This is a genomic window from Nocardioides sp. NPDC087217, from assembly GCF_044744805.1.
Classification (GTDB): domain Bacteria; phylum Actinomycetota; class Actinomycetes; order Propionibacteriales; family Nocardioidaceae; genus Nocardioides.
Genome location: NZ_JBIUZB010000002.1, coordinates 1,148,146 through 1,169,491, shown reverse-complemented (window position 1 = coordinate 1,169,491; position 21,346 = coordinate 1,148,146). Strand labels below are relative to the sequence as shown.

Annotated in this window: 21 protein-coding genes; 20 read left to right on the top strand and 1 reads right to left on the bottom strand. The window is 69.3% G+C overall.

Features of this window, described 5'->3' with window-relative positions; translation table 11 throughout:
* The first annotated feature begins 56 nt into the window (after positions 1-56).
* From xylA to ACIO3S_RS12970, 17 genes are all read left to right on the top strand, one after another.
* Positions 57-1,211 (top strand): xylose isomerase, encoded by a 1,155-nt coding sequence (gene xylA, locus ACIO3S_RS13050; protein WP_400463925.1) that lies wholly within the window; start codon positions 57-59, stop codon positions 1,209-1,211.
* 10 nt (positions 1,212-1,221) lie between these two features.
* A complete protein-coding gene (xylB, locus tag ACIO3S_RS13045) occupies positions 1,222-2,616 on the top strand; it encodes a xylulokinase (protein WP_400463922.1) in 1,395 nt (464 codons plus the stop codon).
* Between the two features lie 200 nt (positions 2,617-2,816).
* On the top strand, positions 2,817-3,437 hold the full coding sequence (pgsA, locus tag ACIO3S_RS13040; RefSeq protein WP_400463919.1) for a phosphatidylinositol phosphate synthase: 621 nt from the start codon (positions 2,817-2,819) through the stop codon (positions 3,435-3,437).
* Positions 3,434-4,207: an inositol monophosphatase family protein gene (locus ACIO3S_RS13035; protein ID WP_400463916.1), complete on the top strand. Its 774-nt coding sequence runs from the start codon at positions 3,434-3,436 to the stop codon at positions 4,205-4,207. Before pgsA ends, ACIO3S_RS13035 begins: the two co-directional genes overlap by 4 nt.
* A gap of 92 nt (positions 4,208-4,299) precedes the next feature.
* Positions 4,300-5,196 (top strand): pyridoxal 5'-phosphate synthase lyase subunit PdxS, encoded by an 897-nt coding sequence (pdxS, locus tag ACIO3S_RS13030; protein WP_160022862.1) that lies wholly within the window; start codon positions 4,300-4,302, stop codon positions 5,194-5,196.
* A complete protein-coding gene (gene pdxT / locus ACIO3S_RS13025; RefSeq protein ID WP_400463913.1) occupies positions 5,193-5,765 on the top strand; it encodes a pyridoxal 5'-phosphate synthase glutaminase subunit PdxT in 573 nt (190 codons plus the stop codon). The genes pdxS and pdxT overlap by 4 nt, the downstream gene beginning before the upstream one ends.
* Positions 5,766-5,872: 107 nt before the next feature.
* A complete protein-coding gene (locus ACIO3S_RS13020) occupies positions 5,873-6,640 on the top strand; it encodes a YebC/PmpR family DNA-binding transcriptional regulator (protein ID WP_160022866.1) in 768 nt (255 codons plus the stop codon).
* A 204-nt stretch (positions 6,641-6,844) separates the two neighbouring features.
* Positions 6,845-7,327: a crossover junction endodeoxyribonuclease RuvC gene (gene ruvC, locus ACIO3S_RS13015; RefSeq protein ID WP_400464630.1), complete on the top strand. Its 483-nt coding sequence runs from the start codon at positions 6,845-6,847 to the stop codon at positions 7,325-7,327.
* A complete protein-coding gene (gene ruvA / locus ACIO3S_RS13010; RefSeq protein ID WP_160022872.1) occupies positions 7,324-7,923 on the top strand; it encodes a Holliday junction branch migration protein RuvA in 600 nt (199 codons plus the stop codon). Before ruvC ends, ruvA begins: the two co-directional genes overlap by 4 nt.
* 6 nt (positions 7,924-7,929) lie before the next feature.
* A complete protein-coding gene (ruvB, locus tag ACIO3S_RS13005) occupies positions 7,930-9,012 on the top strand; it encodes a Holliday junction branch migration DNA helicase RuvB (RefSeq protein WP_160022874.1) in 1,083 nt (360 codons plus the stop codon).
* An 87-nt stretch (positions 9,013-9,099) separates the two neighbouring features.
* A complete protein-coding gene (gene yajC, locus ACIO3S_RS13000; protein WP_350714983.1) occupies positions 9,100-9,468 on the top strand; it encodes a preprotein translocase subunit YajC in 369 nt (122 codons plus the stop codon).
* Between the two features lie 7 nt (positions 9,469-9,475).
* Positions 9,476-11,188, top strand: a complete 1,713-nt coding sequence (gene secD / locus ACIO3S_RS12995) for a protein translocase subunit SecD (RefSeq protein ID WP_400463907.1) — start codon at positions 9,476-9,478, stop codon at positions 11,186-11,188.
* Positions 11,188-12,429, top strand: a complete 1,242-nt coding sequence (gene secF / locus ACIO3S_RS12990; RefSeq protein ID WP_400463904.1) for a protein translocase subunit SecF — start codon at positions 11,188-11,190, stop codon at positions 12,427-12,429. The genes secD and secF overlap by 1 nt, the downstream gene beginning before the upstream one ends.
* Entirely contained in the window at positions 12,426-12,992 is a 567-nt protein-coding gene (locus tag ACIO3S_RS12985) for an adenine phosphoribosyltransferase (RefSeq protein ID WP_160022882.1), read from the top strand. The genes secF and ACIO3S_RS12985 overlap by 4 nt, the downstream gene beginning before the upstream one ends.
* Before the next feature lie 62 nt (positions 12,993-13,054).
* Positions 13,055-15,370, top strand: coding sequence for a RelA/SpoT family protein (locus ACIO3S_RS12980; protein ID WP_400463900.1), 2,316 nt, complete (start codon positions 13,055-13,057; stop codon positions 15,368-15,370).
* A gap of 15 nt (positions 15,371-15,385) precedes the next feature.
* Positions 15,386-15,586 carry a hypothetical protein gene (locus ACIO3S_RS12975; protein WP_378829680.1) on the top strand — a complete coding sequence of 67 codons (201 nt, stop codon included), beginning with the start codon at positions 15,386-15,388 and terminating at the stop codon, positions 15,584-15,586.
* Positions 15,587-15,705: 119 nt separating this feature from the next.
* Positions 15,706-15,867, top strand: coding sequence for a hypothetical protein (locus ACIO3S_RS12970; RefSeq protein WP_400463896.1), 162 nt, complete (start codon positions 15,706-15,708; stop codon positions 15,865-15,867).
* A 110-nt stretch (positions 15,868-15,977) separates the two neighbouring features.
* Here ACIO3S_RS12970 and ACIO3S_RS12965 read toward each other — a convergent pair whose 3' ends face one another.
* Positions 15,978-17,216, bottom strand: a complete 1,239-nt coding sequence (locus ACIO3S_RS12965; protein ID WP_400463893.1) for a DUF349 domain-containing protein — start codon at positions 17,214-17,216, stop codon at positions 15,978-15,980.
* A 188-nt stretch (positions 17,217-17,404) separates the two neighbouring features.
* On the opposite strand from ACIO3S_RS12965, the gene ACIO3S_RS12960 reads away from it, so the two are divergent.
* The 3 genes from ACIO3S_RS12960 to aspS are packed head-to-tail and all read left to right on the top strand — an operon-like array spanning position 17,405 to position 21,218.
* A complete protein-coding gene (locus ACIO3S_RS12960) occupies positions 17,405-18,100 on the top strand; it encodes an MBL fold metallo-hydrolase (RefSeq protein ID WP_160022892.1) in 696 nt (231 codons plus the stop codon).
* The gene (hisS, locus tag ACIO3S_RS12955; RefSeq protein WP_400463889.1) at positions 18,097-19,446 is read left to right on the top strand and encodes a histidine--tRNA ligase; all 1,350 of its coding nucleotides are present in this window, start codon (positions 18,097-18,099) and stop codon (positions 19,444-19,446) included. The genes ACIO3S_RS12960 and hisS overlap by 4 nt, the downstream gene beginning before the upstream one ends.
* On the top strand, positions 19,443-21,218 hold the full coding sequence (aspS, locus tag ACIO3S_RS12950; protein ID WP_350842562.1) for an aspartate--tRNA ligase: 1,776 nt from the start codon (positions 19,443-19,445) through the stop codon (positions 21,216-21,218). Before hisS ends, aspS begins: the two co-directional genes overlap by 4 nt.
* The last annotated feature ends 128 nt before the right edge of the window (positions 21,219-21,346 follow it).

Sequence of the window (21,346 nt, the reverse complement as noted above, 5' to 3'; positions counted from 1 at the left end):
GCGTTTCATGATCCTCATATAGTCCGAGTCATGAACTAATGTGAGGAAGCAAGGCTATGACGGATTACACCCCCACCTCCGAGGACAAGTTCACCTTCGGGCTGTGGACCGTGGGCTGGAACGGGCAGGACGTGTTCGGCTCGGCGAGCCGGCCTCACCTCGACGTCGCCCACTCGGTGCACAAGCTGGCCGAGCTCGGCGCTTACGGCATCACCTTCCACGACAACGACGTCTTCGCGATCGACGCGAGCGACGCCGAGCGCCAGGCGGAGATCGACAAGCTCAAGGCCGCGCTGGACGAGACCGGTCTCAAGGTGCCGATGGCCACCACCAACCTCTTCGGCCACCCGGTCTTCCGTGACGGTGGCTTCACCTCGAACGACCGCGAGGTGCGCCGCTACTCGATCGCCAAGGTCGCGCGCAACATCGACCTCGCCGCCGAGCTCGGCGCGACGACGTACGTCATGTGGGGTGGCCGTGAGGGCGCCGAGTCCCACGCTGCCAAGGACATCGCGGCGGCGCTGGACCGCTACCGCGAGGCGGTCAACCTGCTCGGCGACTACGTGACCGAGCAGGGTTACGACATCCGGTTCGCCATCGAGCCGAAGCCCAACGAGCCCCGCGGCGACATCCTGCTGCCGACCATCGGCCACGCGCTCGCCTTCATCAACACCCTCGACCGCCCCGAGCTGGTCGGCCTCAACCCGGAGGTCGGTCACGAGGAGATGGCCGGGCTCAACTTCGCCTCCGGCGTCGCCCAGGCGCTGTGGCACGGCAAGCTCTTCCACATCGACCTCAACGGCCAGCACGGGCCGCGCTTCGACCAGGACCTCCGCTTCGGCGCCGGCAACCTGCGCGGTGCGTTCAACCTGGTCGACCTGCTGGAGTCCAAGGGCTACGACGGCCCGCGCCACTTCGACTTCAAGCCGCCGCGCACCGAGGACGAGGACGGCGTGTGGGCGTCGGCCGCGGGCTGCATGCGCAACTACCTCGTGCTGCGTGAGCGGGCCAAGGCGTTCCGGGCGGACCCGGAGGTCAAGGCTGCGCTCGAGGCCTCGCAGGTCGAGGAGCTCTCCGTGCCGACCCTGGCCGAGGGCGAGACGCTCGAGGACATCCGCACGGCGACCTACGACATCGAGAAGCTGGACCACGGCTACGCGTTCGAGCACCTCGACCAGCTGGCCATGGACCACCTCCTCGGGCTTCGTTAGGTTGCAGGGCATGCCGCTCGTCGCCGGGGTCGACTCCTCGACCCAGTCCTGCAAGGTCGTCGTCCGTGACGCGGAGACCGGGGCGCTGGTGCGCTCCGGCTCCGCGCCGCACCCCGAAGGCACGGAGGTGGACCCGGCGGCGTGGTGGACCGCGCTCGAGTCCGCCGCCGAGGCGGCCGGCGGGCTCGCCGATGTCGCCGCCGTCTCCGTCGGCGGGCAGCAGCACGGGATGGTGTGCCTGGACGAGGCCGGAGAGGTCGTACGCCCCGCGCTGCTGTGGAACGACACCCGCTCGGCCGGCGCGGCCGCCGCGCTCAACGCCGAGCTGGGTGCCGCGGCCTGGGCCGATGCCGTCGGGTCCGTGCAGGTCGCCAGCTTCACCGCCACCAAGCTGCGCTGGCTCGCCGAGCACGAGCCGGAGTCGGCGGCGCGGGTCGCGGCGGTGTGCCTGCCCCACGACTGGCTGACCTGGAAGCTCGCCGGCGCCCCGGGGCTGGAGGCGCTGCGTACGGACCGGAGCGACGCCAGCGGCACCGGCTACTACTCGGCGGTGACCGGCGAATACCGTCGCGACCTGCTCAAACGCGCGCTCGGGCGGGACGATGTCGTGCTGCCGGAGGTGCTCGCGCCCTCGGCCTCGGCGGGACGTACGCCGGCCGGGGCGCTGCTCGGCCCCGGCTGCGGCGACAACGCCGGCGCGGCCCTGGGCGTGGGCGCCCGGCCCGGCGACGTGGTCGTCTCCATCGGCACCTCCGGCGTCGCCTGCGCGGTCTCGGAGACACCCACCTCGGACGCGTCGGGCACCGTGGCGGGCTTCGCCGACGCCACCGGCCGCTACCTGCCGCTGGTCGCCACCCTCAACGCCGCGCGCGTCCTCGATGCCACCACTCGGCTGCTCGGGGTGAGCCACGAGGAGCTATCCCGGCTGGCGCTCGAGGCCCCTTCGGGCTCCGGCGGCCTGGTCCTCGTCCCCTACCTCGAGGGCGAGCGCACCCCCGACCGGCCGTCGGCTCGTGGCGTGATCCACGGACTGACCCTGGCCACCGCCGAGCCCGCCTACCTGGCGCGCGCCGCCGTCGAGGGACTGCTCTGCGGCCTCGCCGACGGCATCGACGCGCTGAAGTCCCAGGGCGTCGCGGTCGACCGCGTCCTCCTCGTCGGCGGCGGCGCCCGCTCCGAGGCCGTACGCCGTCTCGCTCCCGTCGTCCTCGGCCACCCCGTCCTGGTCCCCGAGCCGGGGGAGTACGTCGCCGACGGCGCCGCCCGCCAGGCCGCCTGGCTCCTCGCCGGCGGCGCGGAGCCCCCGACCTGGGAGCTCGCCGGCACCGAGACCTACGAGGCCGACCCCGACCCCGCCGTACGCGCCCGCTACGCCGAGGTCCGCGACCTGACCGAAGGCGTATAGCCCAGGCGTCACCCCGGTCGGCCGAGACGTCACCCCGGTTGGCCGAGGCGTCACCTACGTCGGCCGAGATGTCACCCGCTGACCTCTCGGCCGACGCGAGTGACGCCTCGGCCGACGCGAGTGACGCCTCGGCAGAATGTGAGTGACGTTTCGGCGCGCGCAGGTGACGCCTCGGTGGGATCCGATAGCGTGGCCGCGCCATGTTGGATCACATCAAAGGCTTCGTTCAGGGAGTCGTCCTCGCGCCCATCGTCCGGCTGTTCGTGGCGCTGAAGATCAGCCCCGACCTCGTGACGCTCGTCGGCACCATCGGAGTAGCGGTCGGGGCGCTGGCGTTCTACCCGCGCGGCGAGCTGCTGGCCGGCACGATCTTCATCACCTGCTTCGTCTTCAGCGACCTGATCGACGGTGCGATGGCCCGCGCCGTGGGCCGCACGAGCAAGTTCGGTGCCTTCTGGGACTCCACCCTCGACCGGTTCGGCGACGGCGCGGTCTTCGGCGGCCTCGCGCTCTACTTCGCCGGCCCGGGCGACTCCGACCTCTATCTCGCACTGTCTCTGTGGTGCCTCGTCATAGGTGCGGTCACCTCCTACGCACGCGCCCGCGCCGAGTCGCTGGGGTTCACCGCCAACGTCGGCATCGCCGAGCGCGCCGACCGTCTGGTCCTGGTCCTGGTGATGACCGGCTTCGCCGGCATCTTCTCCCTGGACCTGCTCATCTACATCGCGCTGTGGATCCTCGCCGTCGCCTCGACCGTCACCGTCGGCCAGCGCGTCTGGACCGTCCGCAAGCAGGCCCTCGCCGAGGAAGCCGCCTCGTGACCGCGCCGACGGAGTCAGACGTACGCCTGGCCGCGGAGCTCGTCCGCGGCGCCGGCTCGCTCGCCGCGAAGATGCGCATCGAGGGCATCGGCGACTCGATCGAGACCAAGACCTCGGTCTCCGACCTGGTCACCGCCGCCGACAAGGCTGCTGAGAAGGCGATCGTCGAACGCCTGACGGCCGAGCACCCGGGCGACGGCATCCTCGGCGAGGAGGGCTCGGCCCGCGAGTCGACCACCGGCCGGGTGTGGACCATCGACCCGGTCGACGGCACCTACAACTTCGTACGCGGCCTCGACTGGTGGTGCTCCGCGCTGGCGCTGACCGACGGCGACGGCATCGTCCTGGGGGCGATCTACTCACCCGCCGAGGACGCGGTCTACGTCGGTGGCCCCGAGCTGCCCACGACCCGCAACGGCGTCCGGCTCGACGCGATGCCCAACACGCCGCTCGCCCTCGCCTGCCTCACCACCTACCTCCACCCCTCGAAGCTGAAGCATCCGGTCGGCGAGGCATACGTCCGCGTCGCCAGCCGGGCCGCCTCCATCCGGATCCTCGGCTCCGGCTCGATGGACCTCACCGCCATCGCCCAGGGAAAGCTCCACCTCTTCTGTCAGCACTCCGTCCCCGACTGGGACCGCCTCCCCGGCGCCGCCCTCGTCCTGGGCGCCGGCGGAGCCACGACCCAGGTGGAGGCCGGTGGTGTCATCTGGTCGCTGGCCGGCACCCCCAGCGCGGTGGCCGAGGCCGCCGAGGCGTTGACCAGGTAGCAGTCCACTTGGAGCAGTCCACTTTGGGAACAGTGGCCTGACCAGGCCTTTCCGAGGGTGGCGTACGCCTTGTCCCGACCTACGATCGCCCCATGGCAACAAGCATGAACGAGACGGGAACCTCGCGGGTCAAGCGCGGGATGGCGGAGATGCTCAAGGGCGGCGTGATCATGGACGTGGTCACCGCCGAGCAGGCGAAGATCGCCGAGGACGCCGGGGCGGTGGCGGTGATGGCGCTCGAGCGCGTCCCCGCCGACATCCGCGCCCAGGGCGGCGTGAGCCGCATGTCCGACCCCGACATGATCGACGGCATCATCGAGGCCGTCTCCATCCCGGTCATGGCCAAGGCTCGGATCGGCCACTTCGCCGAGGCCCAGGTGCTCCAGAGCCTCGGGGTGGACTACATCGACGAGTCCGAGGTACTGACCCCGGCCGACTACGAGAACCACATCGACAAGTGGGCCTTCACCGTGCCGTTCGTGTGCGGCGCGACCAACCTCGGCGAGGCCCTGCGCCGCATCACCGAGGGCGCGGCGATGATCCGCTCCAAGGGCGAGGCCGGCACCGGCGACGTGTCCAACGCGGTCACCCACATGCGTACGATCCGCCGCGAGATCCGCCGCCTCGGCGCCCTCGCCGAGGACGAGCTCTACGTGGCCGCCAAGGAGCTCCAGGCTCCCTACGAGCTGGTCAAGGAGGTCGCCGAGAACGGCAAGCTCCCGGTCGTCCTGTTCACCGCCGGCGGCATCGCGACCCCGGCCGACGCCGCGATGATGATGCAGCTCGGCGCCGAGGGCGTCTTCGTCGGCTCCGGCATCTTCAAGTCCGGCAACCCGGTCCAGCGTGCCGAGGCGATCGTCAAGGCGACCACCTTCCACGACGACCCCGACGTCGTCGCCAAGGTCTCCCGTGGCCTCGGCGAGGCCATGGTCGGCATCAACGTCGACGAGCCGGCCAGGTCGATCCAGTTCGCGGAGCGCGGCTGGTGACCACCCTCGGCGTACTCGCCCTCCAGGGCGACGTCCGCGAGCACCTCGCCGCCCTCGACCGCCTGGGGGTGAAGGGAACGTCCGTACGCCGTCGGGAGGAGCTCGACGCGTGCGACGCGCTCGTCATCCCCGGCGGTGAGTCGACGACGATGTGGCGCCTGGCGCGTACGTTCGAGCTGCTCGACCCGCTCCGCGAGCGGGTCCGGGGCGGGATGCCGGCGCTCGGCACCTGCGCCGGGATGGTGCTCTTGGCCGACCGACTGCTCGACGCGGCCCAGGGCCAGGAGACCATCGGCGGGCTCGACATCACGGTCCGGCGCAACGCCTTCGGGCGGCAGACGGAGTCGTTCGAGACCGACCTCGAGGTCACCGGGCTCGACGAGACGGTCCACGCCGTCTTCATCCGGGCGCCCTGGGTCGAGGAGATCGGCCCGGGTGTCGAGGTGCTGGCGAGCGTGGGGGAGCACCCCGTCGCCGTACGTCAGAACCAGCTCATGGCGACCTCGTTCCACCCCGAGGTCAACGCCGACGACCGGCTGCACCAGCTCTTCGTCGACACCTGCTGCTGACGGTGACGTACCGCACGTAGTTAGAATGGGTACCTGCTGCCCTGTGACGACTCCGGTGGCGGCTCGACAAGCATCAGCGACGACGCGGGGCAAAGGACGGTTTCCAGATGAGCGGCCACTCCAAGTGGGCAACGACGAAGCACAAGAAGGCGGCGATCGACGCCAAGCGCGGCAAGCTCTTCGCCAAGCTCATCAAGACGATCGAGATCGCAGCCAAGACCGGCGGTCCCGACCCGTCGGGCAACCCGACCCTCTACGACGCGATCCAGAAGGCCAAGAAGCAGTCGGTCCCCAACGACAACATCGACCGCGCGGTCAAGCGCGGGGGTGGGCTCGACGGCGGCGGGGTCAGCTACGACACGATCATGTACGAGGTCTACGGCCCTCAGGGCGTCGCGCTCCTCATCGAGTGTCTGACCGACAACCGCAACCGGGCGGCCATGGAGGTGCGCACCGCGGTCACCCGCAACGGCGGCACCATGGCCGACCCCGGCTCGGTGAGCCGGCTCTTCGACCGCAAGGGCGTCGTCGTCGTGGCCAAGGCGCAGGAGGGCAAGGAGATCTCCGAGGACGACCTCCTCGAAGCCACCCTCGACGCCGGTGCCGAGGACGTCAACGACCTCGGTGAGTCCTTCGAGATCGTCTCCGACCCGTCCGACGTCGTCGCGGTCCGCACCGCGCTCCAGGACGCCGGCATCGACTACGACTCCGCCGAGGTCCAGTTCGTCGCGAGCATGGACATCCCGGTCGCCGACGCCTCGGCCGCCGAGAAGGTCTTCAAGCTCATCGACGCCGTCGACGACCTCGACGACGTACAGAACGTCTTCTCCAACGCCGACGTCCCCGACGAGGTCATGGAGACCGTCGACGCCTGAGCAGTACCCCGGCCGAATCGGTGGTTTCGGCGGGCCGAATCGTTGGTTGTGGGCGACGAAACTCCACTTTCGTCGCCCACAACTGCATTCTCGGCACGCCATACCTCAGGATTCGGCGCGAGGTCTGTAGTCTGCGAACAGACGTTCGATGGAGGTGTGTGCGTGAGGGTGCTTGGGATCGACCCCGGCCTGACCCGGTGCGGTATGGGCGTGGTCGACGGCTCGCTCGGCAGGCCGCTGTCGATGGTGGATGTCGGAGTGATCCGTACGTCCTCAGATCTCCCCGTCTGGGAGCGGCTGGTGACCATCGAGAAGGGGATCGACGCCTGGATCGAGGAGCACCGGCCGGATGCGGTCGCGATCGAGCGGATCTTCGCGCGGTCCAACGTCTCCACGATCATGGGTACGGCCCAGGCCAGCGGCCTGGCGATGGTCTGCGCCGCGCGGCGCGGTCTCCCCGTCGCCCTGCACACGCCCTCGGAGGTCAAGGCCGCCGTCTCCGGCAACGGCCGGGCCGACAAGGCCCAGGTGACCGCCATGGTGACCCGCATCCTGCGGCTCTCGACCCCGCCCAAGCCCGCCGATGCCGCCGACGCGCTGGCGCTGGCCATCACCCACCAGTGGCGCGGAGGCGCCCAGAACCGCATCGAAGCCGCGCTCGCCGCGGCCGGAAGGACAAAGAAGTGATCGCGTCCGTACGCGGCAAGGTCGCCGCCGTCAGTCTCTCCACCGCCGTCGTCGAGGTCGGCGGGATCGGCATCGAGCTGCTCTGCACGCCCAACACGCTGGCCACGCTCCGCACCGGCGAGGAGGCGCACCTGCCGACCAGCCTGGTCGTGCGCGAGGACTCGCTGACCCTCTTCGGCTTCACCGACACCGACGAGCGCACGCTCTTCGAGCTCCTCCAGACCGCCTCCGGCGTCGGCCCGAAGCTCGCCCAGGCGATGCTCGCCGTCCTCTCGCCCGACGGTATCCGGCTGGCCATCGCGGGCGAGGACGCCAAGACCCTCACCAAGGTCCCCGGCATCGGGCAGAAGGGTGCCCAGCGGATCATCCTGGAGCTCAAGGACAGGATCGGCGCCCCGACCGGCACCGCCTCCGCCCCTGCGCGCGCCACCGCAGCGGCGCCGTGGCGCGACCAGGTCACCGAGGCCCTCGTCGGCCTGGGCTACAACGCCCGGGACGCCGACAAGGCGGTGACCGCGATCGAGCCCGAGGCCGGCGACCAGGCCAACATCTCCTTGCTGCTCCGGGCAGCTCTACGCACCCTTTCGAAGGCATAGGAACCCATGCACGAGGACGACCTGGACCGAGCCGAGGAGGACTACTTCTCCTCGCTCACCATCGCCGAGGCCGACGGTGACGACCGGGCCGTCGAGGCCGCGCTGCGCCCGAAGACCCTCGACGAGCTGATCGGCCAGCAACGCGTCCGCGAGCAGCTCGGCCTCGTCCTGGAGGCGGCGCGACAGCGTGAGCGGGCCCCCGACCACGTACTCCTGTCCGGCCCGCCAGGCCTCGGCAAGACCACCCTCGCCATGATCATCGCGGCCGAGATGTCGGCGCCGCTTCGGATCACGAGCGGTCCGGCGATCACCCATGCCGGCGACCTGGCCGCGATCCTGAGCGGGCTCAACGAGGGTGAGGTTCTCTTCGTCGACGAGATCCACCGAATGAGCCGACCCGCCGAGGAGATGCTCTACCTGGCGATGGAGGACTTCCGGGTCGACGTGGTCATCGGCAAGGGCCCGGGCGCGACCGCGATCCCGATCGACCTGCCGCCGTTCACGCTCGTCGGCGCGACGACGCGCGCCGGCCTCCTTCCCGGCCCGCTCCGGGACAGGTTCGGCTTCACCGGACATCTCGAGCTCTACGACCCGGCCGACCTCGAGCTGATCGTGCGCCGCTCCGCGGGGCTGCTCGACGTCACCCTCAAGGACGACGGCGCCGCCGAGATCGCCGGCCGCTCCCGAGGCACCCCGCGGATCGCCAACCGGCTGCTGCGCCGCGTCCGCGACTATGCCCAGGTCAAGGCCGACGGCACGGTCACCCAGCAGATCGCCGAGAAGGCGCTCGATCTCTACGAGGTCGACCCGCTCGGCCTGGACCGCCTCGACCTGGCTGTCCTCGACGCCCTGTGCCGGAGGTTCGGCGGCGGCCCGGTGGGCATCTCCACCCTCGCCGTCGCGGTGGGGGAGGAGCGCGAGACGGTCGAGGAGGTGGCGGAGCCGTTCCTGGTGCGTACCGGCTTCCTGGCACGTACGCCGCGGGGCCGGGTCGCGACCCCGGCAGCATGGGAGCACCTCGGCCTGCCGGTGCCGGCCAACGCCGAGGCTGCGGCCTGGTCCAAGGAAACGCTCTGGGATGAGGCCTGATTCACAGTCTCAACCAGGTGCCTGGTTAGACTTGCACGTCGCCGTGCGCCTGCCGGTGACCACTCAGACTGTCGGAGCCGAACCCCCGTGGAATTCCTTCCTTTTATCGTCATCATCGTCCTGTTCTACTTCCTGTTGATCAGGCCGCAGCAGAAGCGTGCGAAGCAGGCTCGTGAGCTCCAGCTCAACCTCCAGCCGGGTGACCGGGTGATGCTGACCGCCGGGCTCTTCGGCACGGTGACGGAGGTCGAGGAGACCACGACGAACATCAAGGTCGAGATCGCCGACGGCGTCGTCATCCAGGTCGTGCGCCAGGCCGTGGCCCAGAAGGTCACCGAGGCGCCCGCGGAGGAGTCCGACGAGGAGACCGGCGAGGAGCGCGAGGTCGAGGCTGCGGCCGACGAGACCTCCGCCGACGCCGAGAACGTCATCGTGGACCTCGACAAGAAGGACTGACCAACACATGGCACGCAAGACAGCGCGCCCCGGCCGGACACTCGCACTGCTCTTCTTGGCCATTGCGATCATGTTCGGCGGCATCGCGTTCGCCGGCACCTGGAAGCCCGAGCTGGGCCTCGACCTGCGCGGCGGCACCGAGATCTCGATGACCGCGGAGAACTCCGAGGGTGGATCGGTCCCGAGGGAGAGCCTCGACGAGGCCAAGTCGATCATCGACCAGCGCGTCAACGGCTCCGGCATCACCGGCGGCCGGGTGACCACCGAGGGCAACGACGTCATCAAGGTCTCCATCCCCGGCACCGGCAAGGTGCAGCAGGAGACCGCCGAGCGCGTCCGCCAGACCGCGAAGCTCCGCTTCCGCCTGGTCGCCTGCAGCCCGCAGAAGACGTGTGGTGCCGCGGACCCCAGCGGCTCGATGGTCGAGGACCCCTCGGCCGGCACCGTGCCGGGCACCTCGCCGCGCGCGGCGTTCGGTGGTGAGACCGCCAGCGCCTCCGAGACCGCTAGCGCGTCCGAGCAGGCCTCCGAGAAGGCGTCCGAGAGCGCCGACCCGAGCGCCAGCCCCTCGGCCTCGGCGGGTGCCAAGCCGGAGAAGCCGAACGAGAACGAGGTCGTCAAGGTCGACGACGCGGTCAAGTTCATGCGCACCGTGCCGCAGGAGTGGGCGACCGCCTACAACTCCTTCACCTGCCCCGCACCGGGCGCCGAGCCGGCCGAGGACATCCCCGGAAAGCCGCTGCTGACCTGCGACGACGACGGCGTCCCCTACCTGCTGACGCCTGCCGTCATCGAGGGCACCGAGATCAGCGAGGCCTCCTACGGCATCCCGCAGCAGCAGGCCAACTACGTGGTGACCCTGGACTTCAAGTCCGAGGGCAACAAGGTCTTCGCCGACACCACCGGCGCCATTGCCGGCACCGGTGAGCAGTTCGCGATCGTCCTGGACGCCAAGGTGATCTCGGCCCCGACCGCCGACTCGCGGATCAGCGGAGGCGCCCAGATCAGCGGCGACTTCACCCAGGAGTCCGCCGCCGCGCTGGCCAACAACCTGAAGTACGGCTCGCTGCCGCTCGACTTCCCTGAGGACGGCATCCAGACCCGGGTCATCGGCCCGACCCTGGCCGGAAACCAGCTCACCGCCGGACTGTGGGCCGGTCTGGTCGGCCTGATCCTCGTGGTGATCTTCTCGATCCTCTACTACCGCGCGATGAGCATCGTGGTGATCGGGTCTCTGCTCGTGGCGGGTGCGCTGACGTACGGCATGATCCTGCTGCTCAGCGAGACCGCCGGCGTCACCCTGGACCTTCCGGGCGTGGCCGGTCTGATCGTCGGTATCGGCATCACCGCCGACTCGTTCATCATCCTCTACGAGAGGATGCGTGACGACATGCGTGAGGGCCGCTCGATGCGGGTGGCCGTCGACACCGCCTGGGTCCGGGCCCGCAACACCTGTCTGGCCTCCGACGGCGTCTCGTTCCTGGCCGCGTTCGTGCTCTACGTCTTCGCGACCAACGAGGTCAAGGGCTTCGCGTTCATGCTCGGCCTGACCACGATCATCGACGTGCTGGTGTTCTTCTGGTTCACCCACCCGATGACGAAGCTGATGGCCGGTTGGGGCTTCTTCAACAAGGGCCACGTGCTCTCCGGCATGGACAAGCGCGCAATCGGCACCGTCGACGCCCCCACGGGCACCACTCTGGTCGGAGGCAAGGCCTGATGAGCAAGTTCTCCTTCTCCCGGCTCGGCAAGGAGCTCTACACCGGCGAGAAGTCCTTCGACTTCGTCGGCCGCCGGATGGTCTGGTACGCCGCCTCCGCGGTCGTGCTCGTCGCGGTCGTCCTCGGTGTCTGGCTCCAGGGCATCAACCTCGGCATCGACTTCACCGGCGGCACGCGCTACACGGTGACCGTCGCCCAGGCCGACCAGGAGCTCGCCGACGACCTGCGTACGGCGGTCGGTGACACGGCTGTCGAGGCCGCCGACGGCGCCACGGTGCGCACGGCCGGTGGCAAGTCGATCGTCATCGAGACCAAGGCGATCGCCGACAACTCCGAGGCCGACGACTCGATCATGGCGGCGATCACCAAGACCGCCGACGTGGCCGAGGACGACGTCAGCCGCACCGGCATCGGCCCCAGCTGGGGCCAGCGGGTCGCCTCGAAGGCGGCCCTCGCGCTGGGCATCTTCCTCGTCGGCGTGGTCCTGTTCATCTGGATCTACTTCCGCGAGTGGAAGATGTCGGTCGCGGCCGTCGTCGCACTGCTCCACGACGTGGTGATCACGGTCGGCGTCTACGCGATCGTCGGGTTCGAGGTGACCCCGGCAACGGTCACCGGCTTCCTGACGATTCTCGGCTATTCGCTCTACGACACCGTGGTGGTCTTCGACAAGGTCAAGGAGAACACCCGCAACCTGTCGCAGAAGAAGCAGACCTACGCCGCCGCGGCCAACCTGGCGATCAACCAGACCCTGGTCCGCTCGGTGAACACCTCGATCATCGGTCTGCTGCCGGTCGTCGCGATCCTCTACGTCAGCACCGTCCAGCTCGGCACCTCCTCGCTGAAGGACATCTCCCTGGTGCTCTTCGTCGGCATGGCCGTCGGCACCTACTCCTCGATCTTCATCGCCACCCCGCTGCTGGTGCACCTGAAGTCGAAGGAGAAGGACGTCGTCGACGCCGACAAGCGTGCCGCCGCGCGGATGAAGGAAGCCGACAAGTACGCCGCGGTGCCGGTCTTCGACGAGGGCATGCCGGTCGCGGAGAGCGACGAGCCGGACGAGCTTCGCGACGGCCCGTCCGAGGACCTTCACGAGGCCGGCGTGAGCCGGGGCACGAGCCCCAACCGCTCCGCGACCGGCCGGGGCCGCAACGTACCCGACCAGCACCGTGCGGTCTCCGACAGCGGCGCCGCCGGGCGTCCGCAGCCCAAGCGCGAGTCGAGGTCGAAGCGGAAGTGACTGTCTCCGAGACGGCCGCTGGCGGCCGGTCGCTCGAGGAAACCCTCGAGCGGCTGGTCGCCGACGTTCCCGACTTCCCGGAGCCGGGTGTCGGCTTCAAGGACATCACCCCGCTGCTGGCCGACCACGCGGGCTTCACCCAGGTGGTCGAGGCGCTCGCCGCTCCGGCGCGCGACGCCGACGGCAACGTGACCGTCACCAAGGTGCTCGGCATGGAGTCGCGAGGATTCATCCTCGGCGCCCCGGCGGCCCTGCACCTCGGCGTGGGCTTCGTGCCCGTCCGCAAGGCCGGCAAGCTGCCCCGCGAGACCCACGCGGTCTCCTACTCGCTGGAGTACGGCGAGGCCACCCTGGAGATCCACACCGACGCGGTCGCGCCGGGGGAGCGGGTGCTGGTCATCGACGACGTCCTCGCGACCGGTGGCACCGCGGCCGCCACGATCGAGCTGGTCGAGCGCTGCGGCGGTGTCGTCGCGGGCGTATCGGTGCTGCTCGAGCTCGGCTTCCTCGACCCGCGCAGCAAGCTGCCGGACACGCCGGTGCACGCACTGCTGGTCAGTTGACAGGTCCATTCTGCAGGTGTCGTCCTAGCCAACGTTCCGGGTGCGGCCGGTAGACTCTGGCTATGGCAGAGGATCGCATCGTCGCGCAGCCTCGTGCGCACAACATCGAGGCCCGGGAGAGCAGTGGCCCGGCCCCGTCGGGCCGCAGCGTCCGTGCGCGCCTGGCCCGGATCGGCGGACGTGGCACGCCGGGCAATCCTGTGCTGGAGCCGCTGTTCCGGGCGGTGAGGTCCAACCACCCGAAGGCCGACCTGGCCCTGCTCGAGCGGGCGTACGTCACCGCCGAGCGCCTGCACGGCACGCAGATGCGCAAGAGCGGCGACCCCTACATCACCCACCCGCTCGCGGTGACCACGATCCTGGCCGAGCTCGGCATGACCGAGCCGACCCTGGTGGCGGCGCTGCTGCACGACACCGTCGAGGACACGCCCTACACGCTCAAGGAGCTAACCCGAGACTTCGGGGAGGAGGTCGCCCACCTCGTCGACGGCGTCACCAAGCTCGACAAGGTCACCTACGGCGACTCCGCGCAGGCCGAGACGATCCGCAAGATGGTCGTGGCGATGTCCCGCGACATCCGGGTGCTGGTGATCAAGCTCGCCGACCGCCTGCACAACATGCGTACGCTGCGCTACGTCCCGCAGAAGAGCCAGGAGCGCAGCGCTCGCGAGACCCTCGACATCTATGCGCCGCTGGCCCATCGGCTCGGCATGAACACCATCAAGTTCGAGCTCGAGGACCTCGCCTTCGCGACCCTCTACCCGAAGATGTACGACGAGCTGGTCCGCCTCGTCGCCGACCGCAACCCGTCGCGGGAGAAGTTCCTGGCCCAGGTCATCGACCAGGTCGAGCGCGACCTGCACGAGGCCCGGATCAAGGCGACGGTCACCGGCCGACCGAAGCACTACTACTCGATCTACCAGAAGATGATCGTCGGCGGTAAGGACTTCTCCGACATCAACGACCTGGTCGGCATCCGGATCCTGGTCGAGGACGAGCGCGATTGCTACTCCGTCCTCGGCATCCTGCACTCGCGGTGGAACCCCGTCCTGGGGCGCTTCAAGGACTACATCGCGATGCCGAAGTTCAACATGTACCAGTCGCTGCACACCACCGTCATCGGCCCGCAGGGCAAGCCGGTCGAGCTGCAGATCCGCACCTTCGCGATGCACCGCCGTGCCGAGTTCGGTGTCGCCGCGCACTGGAAGTACAAGGAGGACGGCCGCGCCGGTGTCGACACCGACCGGCCGATGGACAACGACATGAGCTGGGTCAAGCAGCTCATGGACTGGCAGTCGGAGGTCAACGACCCCGGCGAGTTCCTGGAGTCGCTGCGCTTTGAGATGAAGCGCACCGAGGTCTACGTCTTCACGCCCAAGGGCGACGTGATCGCGCTCCCCGCCGACGCGACCCCGGTCGACTTCGCGTACGCCGTCCACACCGAGGTCGGCAACAAGACCATCGGCGCCCGGGTCAACGGCCGTCTGGTGCCGTTGGAGTCGACCCTGGAGAGCGGCGACGTCGTCGAGGTCTTCACCTCCAAGTCGCCCAACGCCGGTCCGTCGCGGGACTGGACCTCCTTCGTCAAGTCCAACCGCGCCAAGGCGAAGATCCGGCAGTGGCACACCCGTGAACGCCGCGACGAGGCCATCGAGAAGGGCCAGGACGCGATCGCCCGGCTGATGCGCAAGGAGGGCCTGCCCCTCAAGCGGCTGATGTCGCGCGAGTCGCTCATGCTCGCCGCCGACCACTTCGACCTCGCCGACGTCGACGCGCTCTACGCCGCGGTCGGCGAGAGCCACCTCTCCGCCCAGGCGGTCGTACGCCGCGTCATCGAGGATCACGGCGGCGACGACGGTGCCGCCGAGGACCTCGCCGAGGCCATCAACGTCGGTCGCAGGCGACACGGCAAGGTCTCCACCGCCAACTCCGACGCCGGCGTGATCGTCAAGGGGTCCCCGGACGTCTGGGTCAAGCTCGCCAAGTGCTGCACGCCGGTGCCTGGCGACGAGATCCTCGGCTTCGTCACCAAGGGTGGGGGAGTCTCGGTCCACCGCACCGACTGCACCAATGCCGCCGAGCTCCGCTCCCACCCCGAGCGCCTGCTCGAGGTCGAGTGGGGCTCCACCTCCAACTCGGTCTTCCTGGTCAACATCCAGGTCGAGGCGCTCGACCGGGCCCGACTCCTGTCCGACATCACGATGGCGCTCTCCGACGCCCACGTGAACATCCTCTCGGCCCAGCTGACCACCACTCGCGACCGCGTCGCGAAGTCTCGTTTCTCCTTCGAGATGGCCGACTCCAAGCACCTGGACACCGTCTTGAAGCAGGTACGCACCGTCCCCGGCGTCTTCGACGCCTACCGCGTCACCCAATGAGAAAGTGAGCATCTCGTGGATCCGTTCACCTGGTTTCTGATCGCCGCAGGCGTCGTCTTCATCGGCGCGATCGTGTGGCTGGTGCTGAGAAAGCCGTCGGGAGGCATCGATGAGTCCGTGGCGAGCCGGAACCGGGGCCAGGCCCTGGGAGAGGCCGAGTATCAGGGGCGCCCGCACCACGGCGGTTCGGACGGTGGGATCTCCGGCGTCTTGTGACCATCGCCGAGTCGGCGCATCCTCGCTACTGATACCCCAGGCAACGGGACGTTCGTGCCGACTGGATCGTTGTCCTGGAAAGATGCGTCGACTCGGGCGCACGACAGAGGGAGCACGGCATGTTCACCTGGATCCTCATCATCGGCGGCGTACTTCTCCTCGCAGGCATCGTCTGGACCGCCCTGGGCAAGGGCGGGAAGCCTGTCGACCACGCTGATGTGCGCCGGGCGAAGATCCGCAACGCCGGGAAGGGCGACTACCACGGCGGCGCCGGCTTGTAACCCCCGGCCGAGTCGGCTCGTCATGACGAGCCGACTCGGCCGGATTCCTGGTCAGAACGCGCCGACTCGGCACGCCTGAGTGGGACAGACGCGCCGAGTCGAGGGGTGGGTCAGGAGAAGTCGGCGCTGGCGCGCTTGGCCATCTCGAGGAACTGACGACGCGACTCGAGGTTCTCCTCGAGACTCTTGATCTTGCGGGCGTCACCCGAGGCCTGGGCCTTGGCGAGGTCGCCCTCGACCTGTGCGATGGCCTCTTCGAGCTTGGCGATCATGTCGTCGGCTCGAGCGGACTTCTCCGGGTCGGACTTGCGCCACTGGTCGTCCTCGGCGGACTTGATGGCCTGCTCGACCTTGCGCATCGCTCCCTCGAGCTCCTTGATGCGGTCGCGCGGGACCTTGCCGGCCTCGTCCCAGCGGTCGGCGATGTCGCGGAAGGACCGCTTGACCGCGTCGAGGTCGTCGCCCTTCTCCAGCAGCGGGAGGAGCTCCTGCGCCTCGGCGAGCAGACCTTCCTTGACGACGGCGTTCTGCGCGAACTCGGCGTCGAGCGCCGCGTTGGCAGCGTCACGGGCACCGAAGAAGACGTCCTGGGCGGCCCGGAACTGCTTCCAGAGCTTGTCGTCGACGTCCTTCGGAGCCGGCCCGGCGGCCTTCCAGTCGCGCATCAGGTCGCGGTAGCGCCCGGCGGTGGGGCCCCAGTCGGTGGAGGTGGAGAGCTGCTCGGCCTCGACGATGATCCGCTCCTTGATCACCTTGGCGTCCTCGCGCCGAGCGTTGAGCTCGGCGAAGTGGGCCTTACGGCGACGCGTGTAGGCGGTGCGCGCCGTCGAGAAGCGCCGCCACAGCGCATCGTCGGACCCGCGGTCGATGCGGGGGAGCGCCTTCCACTGGTCGAGCAGCTCACGCAGCCGGTTGGCACCGTTGCGCCAGTCGTTGCTCTGGGCCAGCTTCTCGGCCTCGTCGACGAGAGCCTCCTTGGCGACCTTCGCCTCGGCCGCCTTCGCGGCCCGCTCGGCCTTGCGGGCCTCGCGCTGGGTGGCGATGACCGGAGCGAGTGCCTCCAGCCGGGCCACCAGCGAGGCCAGATCACCGACGGCGTTGGCGTCGGTCACCTTCTCCACGACGGTCTTGACCGCCGCGGTCGCCTCGTCGGGCGACGTCTTGCCCGCATGCACGCGCCGCTCGAGCTGCTCGACCTCGAAGGCGAGCTGGTCGAACCGGTTGGTGAAGAAGGCAAGTGCCTCCTCCGGCGTGCCTTCCGGGTATTGCCCCACGGAACGCTCGCCCTCAGCGGTCTTCACGTAGACCGTTCCGTCTTCCTCGACCCGACCCCACTGCTCGCTGGTCACAATGTCCCTACTCTTCGCATGAGGCGCTAACCTCTTATGAAATCTCCCCCGCCGGACACCGTGCTCGTCACAGTCCCGGTCGGCTCAACTTGCAGGTCCCCGTGGTGTCCCGGCACACCTCGGGATGCCCATCGTAGTCAGACGCCACGATGCGGCGCTGCACTGTACCGCTGGATAGGGTGTTTCTCGTGTTGATCGCAGGCTTTCCCGCCGGTCCGTGGGGCACCAACTGCTACGTCGCCGCCACCGGTCCGGGCACCGAGTGTGTCGTGATCGACCCCGGGAAGGACGCAGCCAAGGGCATCGAGGAGATCGTCCGGGAGCAGCGCCTCAAGCCGGTCGCCGTGCTCCTCACCCACGGCCACGTCGACCACATGTGGTCCGTGACGCCGGTGAGCAGGACGTACGACTCGACGGCCTGGATCCACCCCAACGACCGTCACCTGCTGGCCGATCCGCTCCAGGGCATCTCGCCGGAGTCGGCGCAGATGCTGCTCGGTATGCCGCAGGGGACCTACGACTTCGTGGAGCCCGATGACGTCCGCGAGCTCGCTGACGGCCAGGCCATCGACCTGGCCGGGATGAGCTTCCTGATCGACCATACGCCCGGGCATACCGAGGGGTCGGTCACCTTCCGGACTCCCTACCCCGACCACGCCGAGGTCAGCGACGTGATGTTCTCCGGCGACCTGCTCTTCGCGGGCAGCATCGGGCGTACGGATCTCCCCGGCGGTGACCACGCCACGATGCTGCAGTCCCTGACGACCAAGGTGCTGCCCCTCGCCGACGACATCGTGGTGCTCCCCGGACACGGCGAACAGACCTCCATCGGTCGCGAGCGTGCGACGAACCCCTTCCTTCAGGACCTGATCACCACACCATGAACAAGCCAACACCGCTCTCCGGCTTCCCGGAGTTCCTGCCGAGCCAGCGCACCGTCGAGCGCGAGGTCATCGCGACCCTGAGCCGCACCTTCGAGCTGCACGGCTTCGGCAACATCGAGACCCGCGCCGTCGAGCCGATGGACCAGCTGCTGCGCAAGGGCGACACCTCCAAGGAGGTCTACGTCCTGCGCCGCCTGCAGGAGGACGACTCCAGCAGGGACAAGGGGATGGGGCTCCACTTCGACCTCACCGTCCCCTTCGCCCGCTACGTGCTCGAGAACGCCGGCAAGCTGGAGTTCCCCTTCCGCCGCTACCAGATCCAGAAGGTCTGGCGAGGCGAGCGCCCGCAGGAGGGCCGCTTCCGCGAGTTCGCGCAGGCCGACATCGACATCGTCGGACGCGACACCCTGCCGTTCCACCACGACGTCGAGGTCGCCCGAGTCATGCTCGAGGCGCTCGGCAAGCTCACCTTCCTGCCCGGGTTCACGCTCCAGGTCAACAACCGCAAGCTGATCCAGGGCTTCTACGCCGGTCTCGGCGCCCCCGACGTCGAGGAGACCATGCGGCTCATCGACAAGCTCGACAAGATGCCGGCCGAGGAGGTTGGCAAGCTGCTGGTCTCCGAGGCGGGGCTGACCGACGAGCAGGCGGCCAAGTGCCTCGAGCTCGCCACGATCACCGCCACCGACGACTCCTTCGTGGAGAAGGTCCGTGCGCTCGGGGTCGAGAGCGAGCTGCTCGAGGAGGGCCTGACCGAGCTGGCCACGCTGATCACCGCCACCGCGCCGCTGAACACCGATTCCGTACGCGTCGTGGCCGACCTGAGCATCGCCAGGGGCCTGGACTACTACACCGGCACCGTCTTCGAGACCCGCCTGGACGGCTACGAGTCGCTGGGCAGCATCTGCTCCGGTGGCCGCTACGACGCGCTCGCCAGCGACGGCAAGACCACCTACCCGGGTGTCGGGATCTCGCTCGGCGTGAGCCGCGTCCTGGTGCCCCTCGTGCAGAAGGGCGTGCTCGACGGCGACCGCAAGGTCCCGAGCACCGTGCTGGTCGCCGTCTCCGACGAGGAGAGCAGGGCCGAGGCCGATTCGGCGGCCCAGCAGCTGCGCGCTCACAATGTTGCCTGCGAGGTCTCGCCCAACGCCGCCAAGTTCGGCAAGCAGATCCGCTTCGCGGAGCGCCGCGGCATCCCGTACGTCCTCTTCGCCACCGAAGGCGGCTACGAGATCAAGGACATCCGCACCGGCGACCAGGTCCCGGCCGACCCGGCCACCTGGACGCCGCAGAACGAGAGCGACCTGAAGCCCCAGGTCGTCGCGAACAACGAGGAGAAGAAGTGATCCGCACCCACGACGCCGGCACCCTGCGTGCCGAGCACGTCGGCCAGACCGTGACCCTCGCCGGCTGGGTAGGCCGTCGACGCGATCACGGCGGGGTCGCCTTCCTCGATCTGCGTGAGGCCAGCGGCGTGGTCCAGGTCGTCGTCCGCGACGAGGAGATCGCCCACGCGCTCCGCAACGAATACTGCATCAAGGTCACCGGCGAGGTCGTCGCGCGCACCGAGGAGAACCGCAACCCCAACCTCGCCACCGGCGAGATCGAGGTCGTCGCCAAGGACCTCGAGGTCCTTTCCGCAGCGGCAGCTCTGCCCTTCCCGATCGACGACCACGTCGAGGTCGGCGAGGACGTACGTTTCAAGCACCGCTACCTCGACCTGCGCCGCACCGCGCCCGGCAACGCCATCCGCCTGCGCTCGAAGGCCAACAAGGCCGCCCGCGACGTGCTGGCCGGCCACGACTTCGTCGAGATCGAGACCCCGACGCTGACCCGCAGCACCCCCGAGGGCGCCCGTGACTTCCTGGTCCCGGCCCGCCTGCAGCCGGGCTCGTGGTACGCACTGCCGCAGTCCCCGCAGCTGTTCAAGCAGCTGCTCATGGTCGGCGGTATGGAGCGCTACTACCAGCTGGCGCGCGCCTACCGTGACGAGGACTTCCGCGCCGACCGGCAGCCGGAGTTCACCCAGCTCGACATCGAGATGAGCTTCGTCGAGCAGGACGACGTGATCGCCCTCGGCGAGGAGATCGTCGCGGCGCTGTGGAAGCTGATCGGCTACGACGTGCCGCTCCCGCTGCCGCGGATGACCTACGCCGACGCGATGGCCAAGTATGGCTCGGACAAGCCCGACCTGCGCTTCGGCATCGAGATCACCGAGTGCACCGACTACTTCTCCGAGACGACGTTCCGCGTCTTCCAGGCGCCCTACGTCGGCGCCGTGGTGATGCCGGGCGGCGCGAGCCAGCCGCGGCGTCAGCTCGACGGCTGGCAGGACTGGGCCAAGCAGCGTGGCGCCAAGGGCCTGGCGTACGTCCTGGTCCAGGAGGACGGCTCGCTGACCGGTCCGGTCGCCAAGAACCTCTCCGAGACCGAGGCCGCCGGACTGGCCGCTCACGTCGGCGCCAACCCCGGCGACTGCATCTTCTTCGCCGCCGGTGCGCCCAAGTCGAGCCGCTCCCTGCTGGGTGCCGCCCGGCTCGAGATCGGCAACCGTCTCGACCTCCGCAAGGACGGTGAGTGGAGCTTCCTGTGGGTCGTCGACGCGCCGCTGCTCGAGCCGGCCTCCGAGGCCGTCGAGTCCGGTGACGTCGCGGTCGGCGCGGGGGAGTGGACCGCGGTCCACCACGCCTTCACCAGCCCGCAGGACGTCGAGAGCTTCGACAAGGACCCCGGCAACGCCATCGCCTGGGCCTACGACATCGTCTGCAACGGCAACGAGATCGGCGGTGGCTCGATCCGTATCCACCGCGAGGACGTGCAGAAGCGGGTCTTCGACCTGATGGGGATCGGCGAGGAGGCGGCCGAGGAGAAGTTCGGCTTCCTGCTCGAGGCATTCAAGTTCGGTGCGCCGCCGCACGGCGGCATCGCCTTCGGCTGGGACCGCGTCGTCGCTCTCCTCGCCGGCACCGACTCGATCCGCGACGTCATCGCCTTCCCGAAGACGGGGGCCGGTTACGACCCGCTCACCGCCGCCCCGGCGCCGATCACCCCCGAGCAGCGCAAGGAGGCCGGCGTCGACGCCAAGCCGGCTCCTGCGGCGCCCGGCGAGGGCGAATAGGCGAACTGAGCGCCCTTCGCGCAGAGCCAACAGAGTCTCCGGGACCGGTCCGCCGGTCCCGGAGACTCTCGTCGTTCAGCGGTGAATGGCAAGAATCCCTCCCGATCTGCCGTATCACTGGTTGAAAT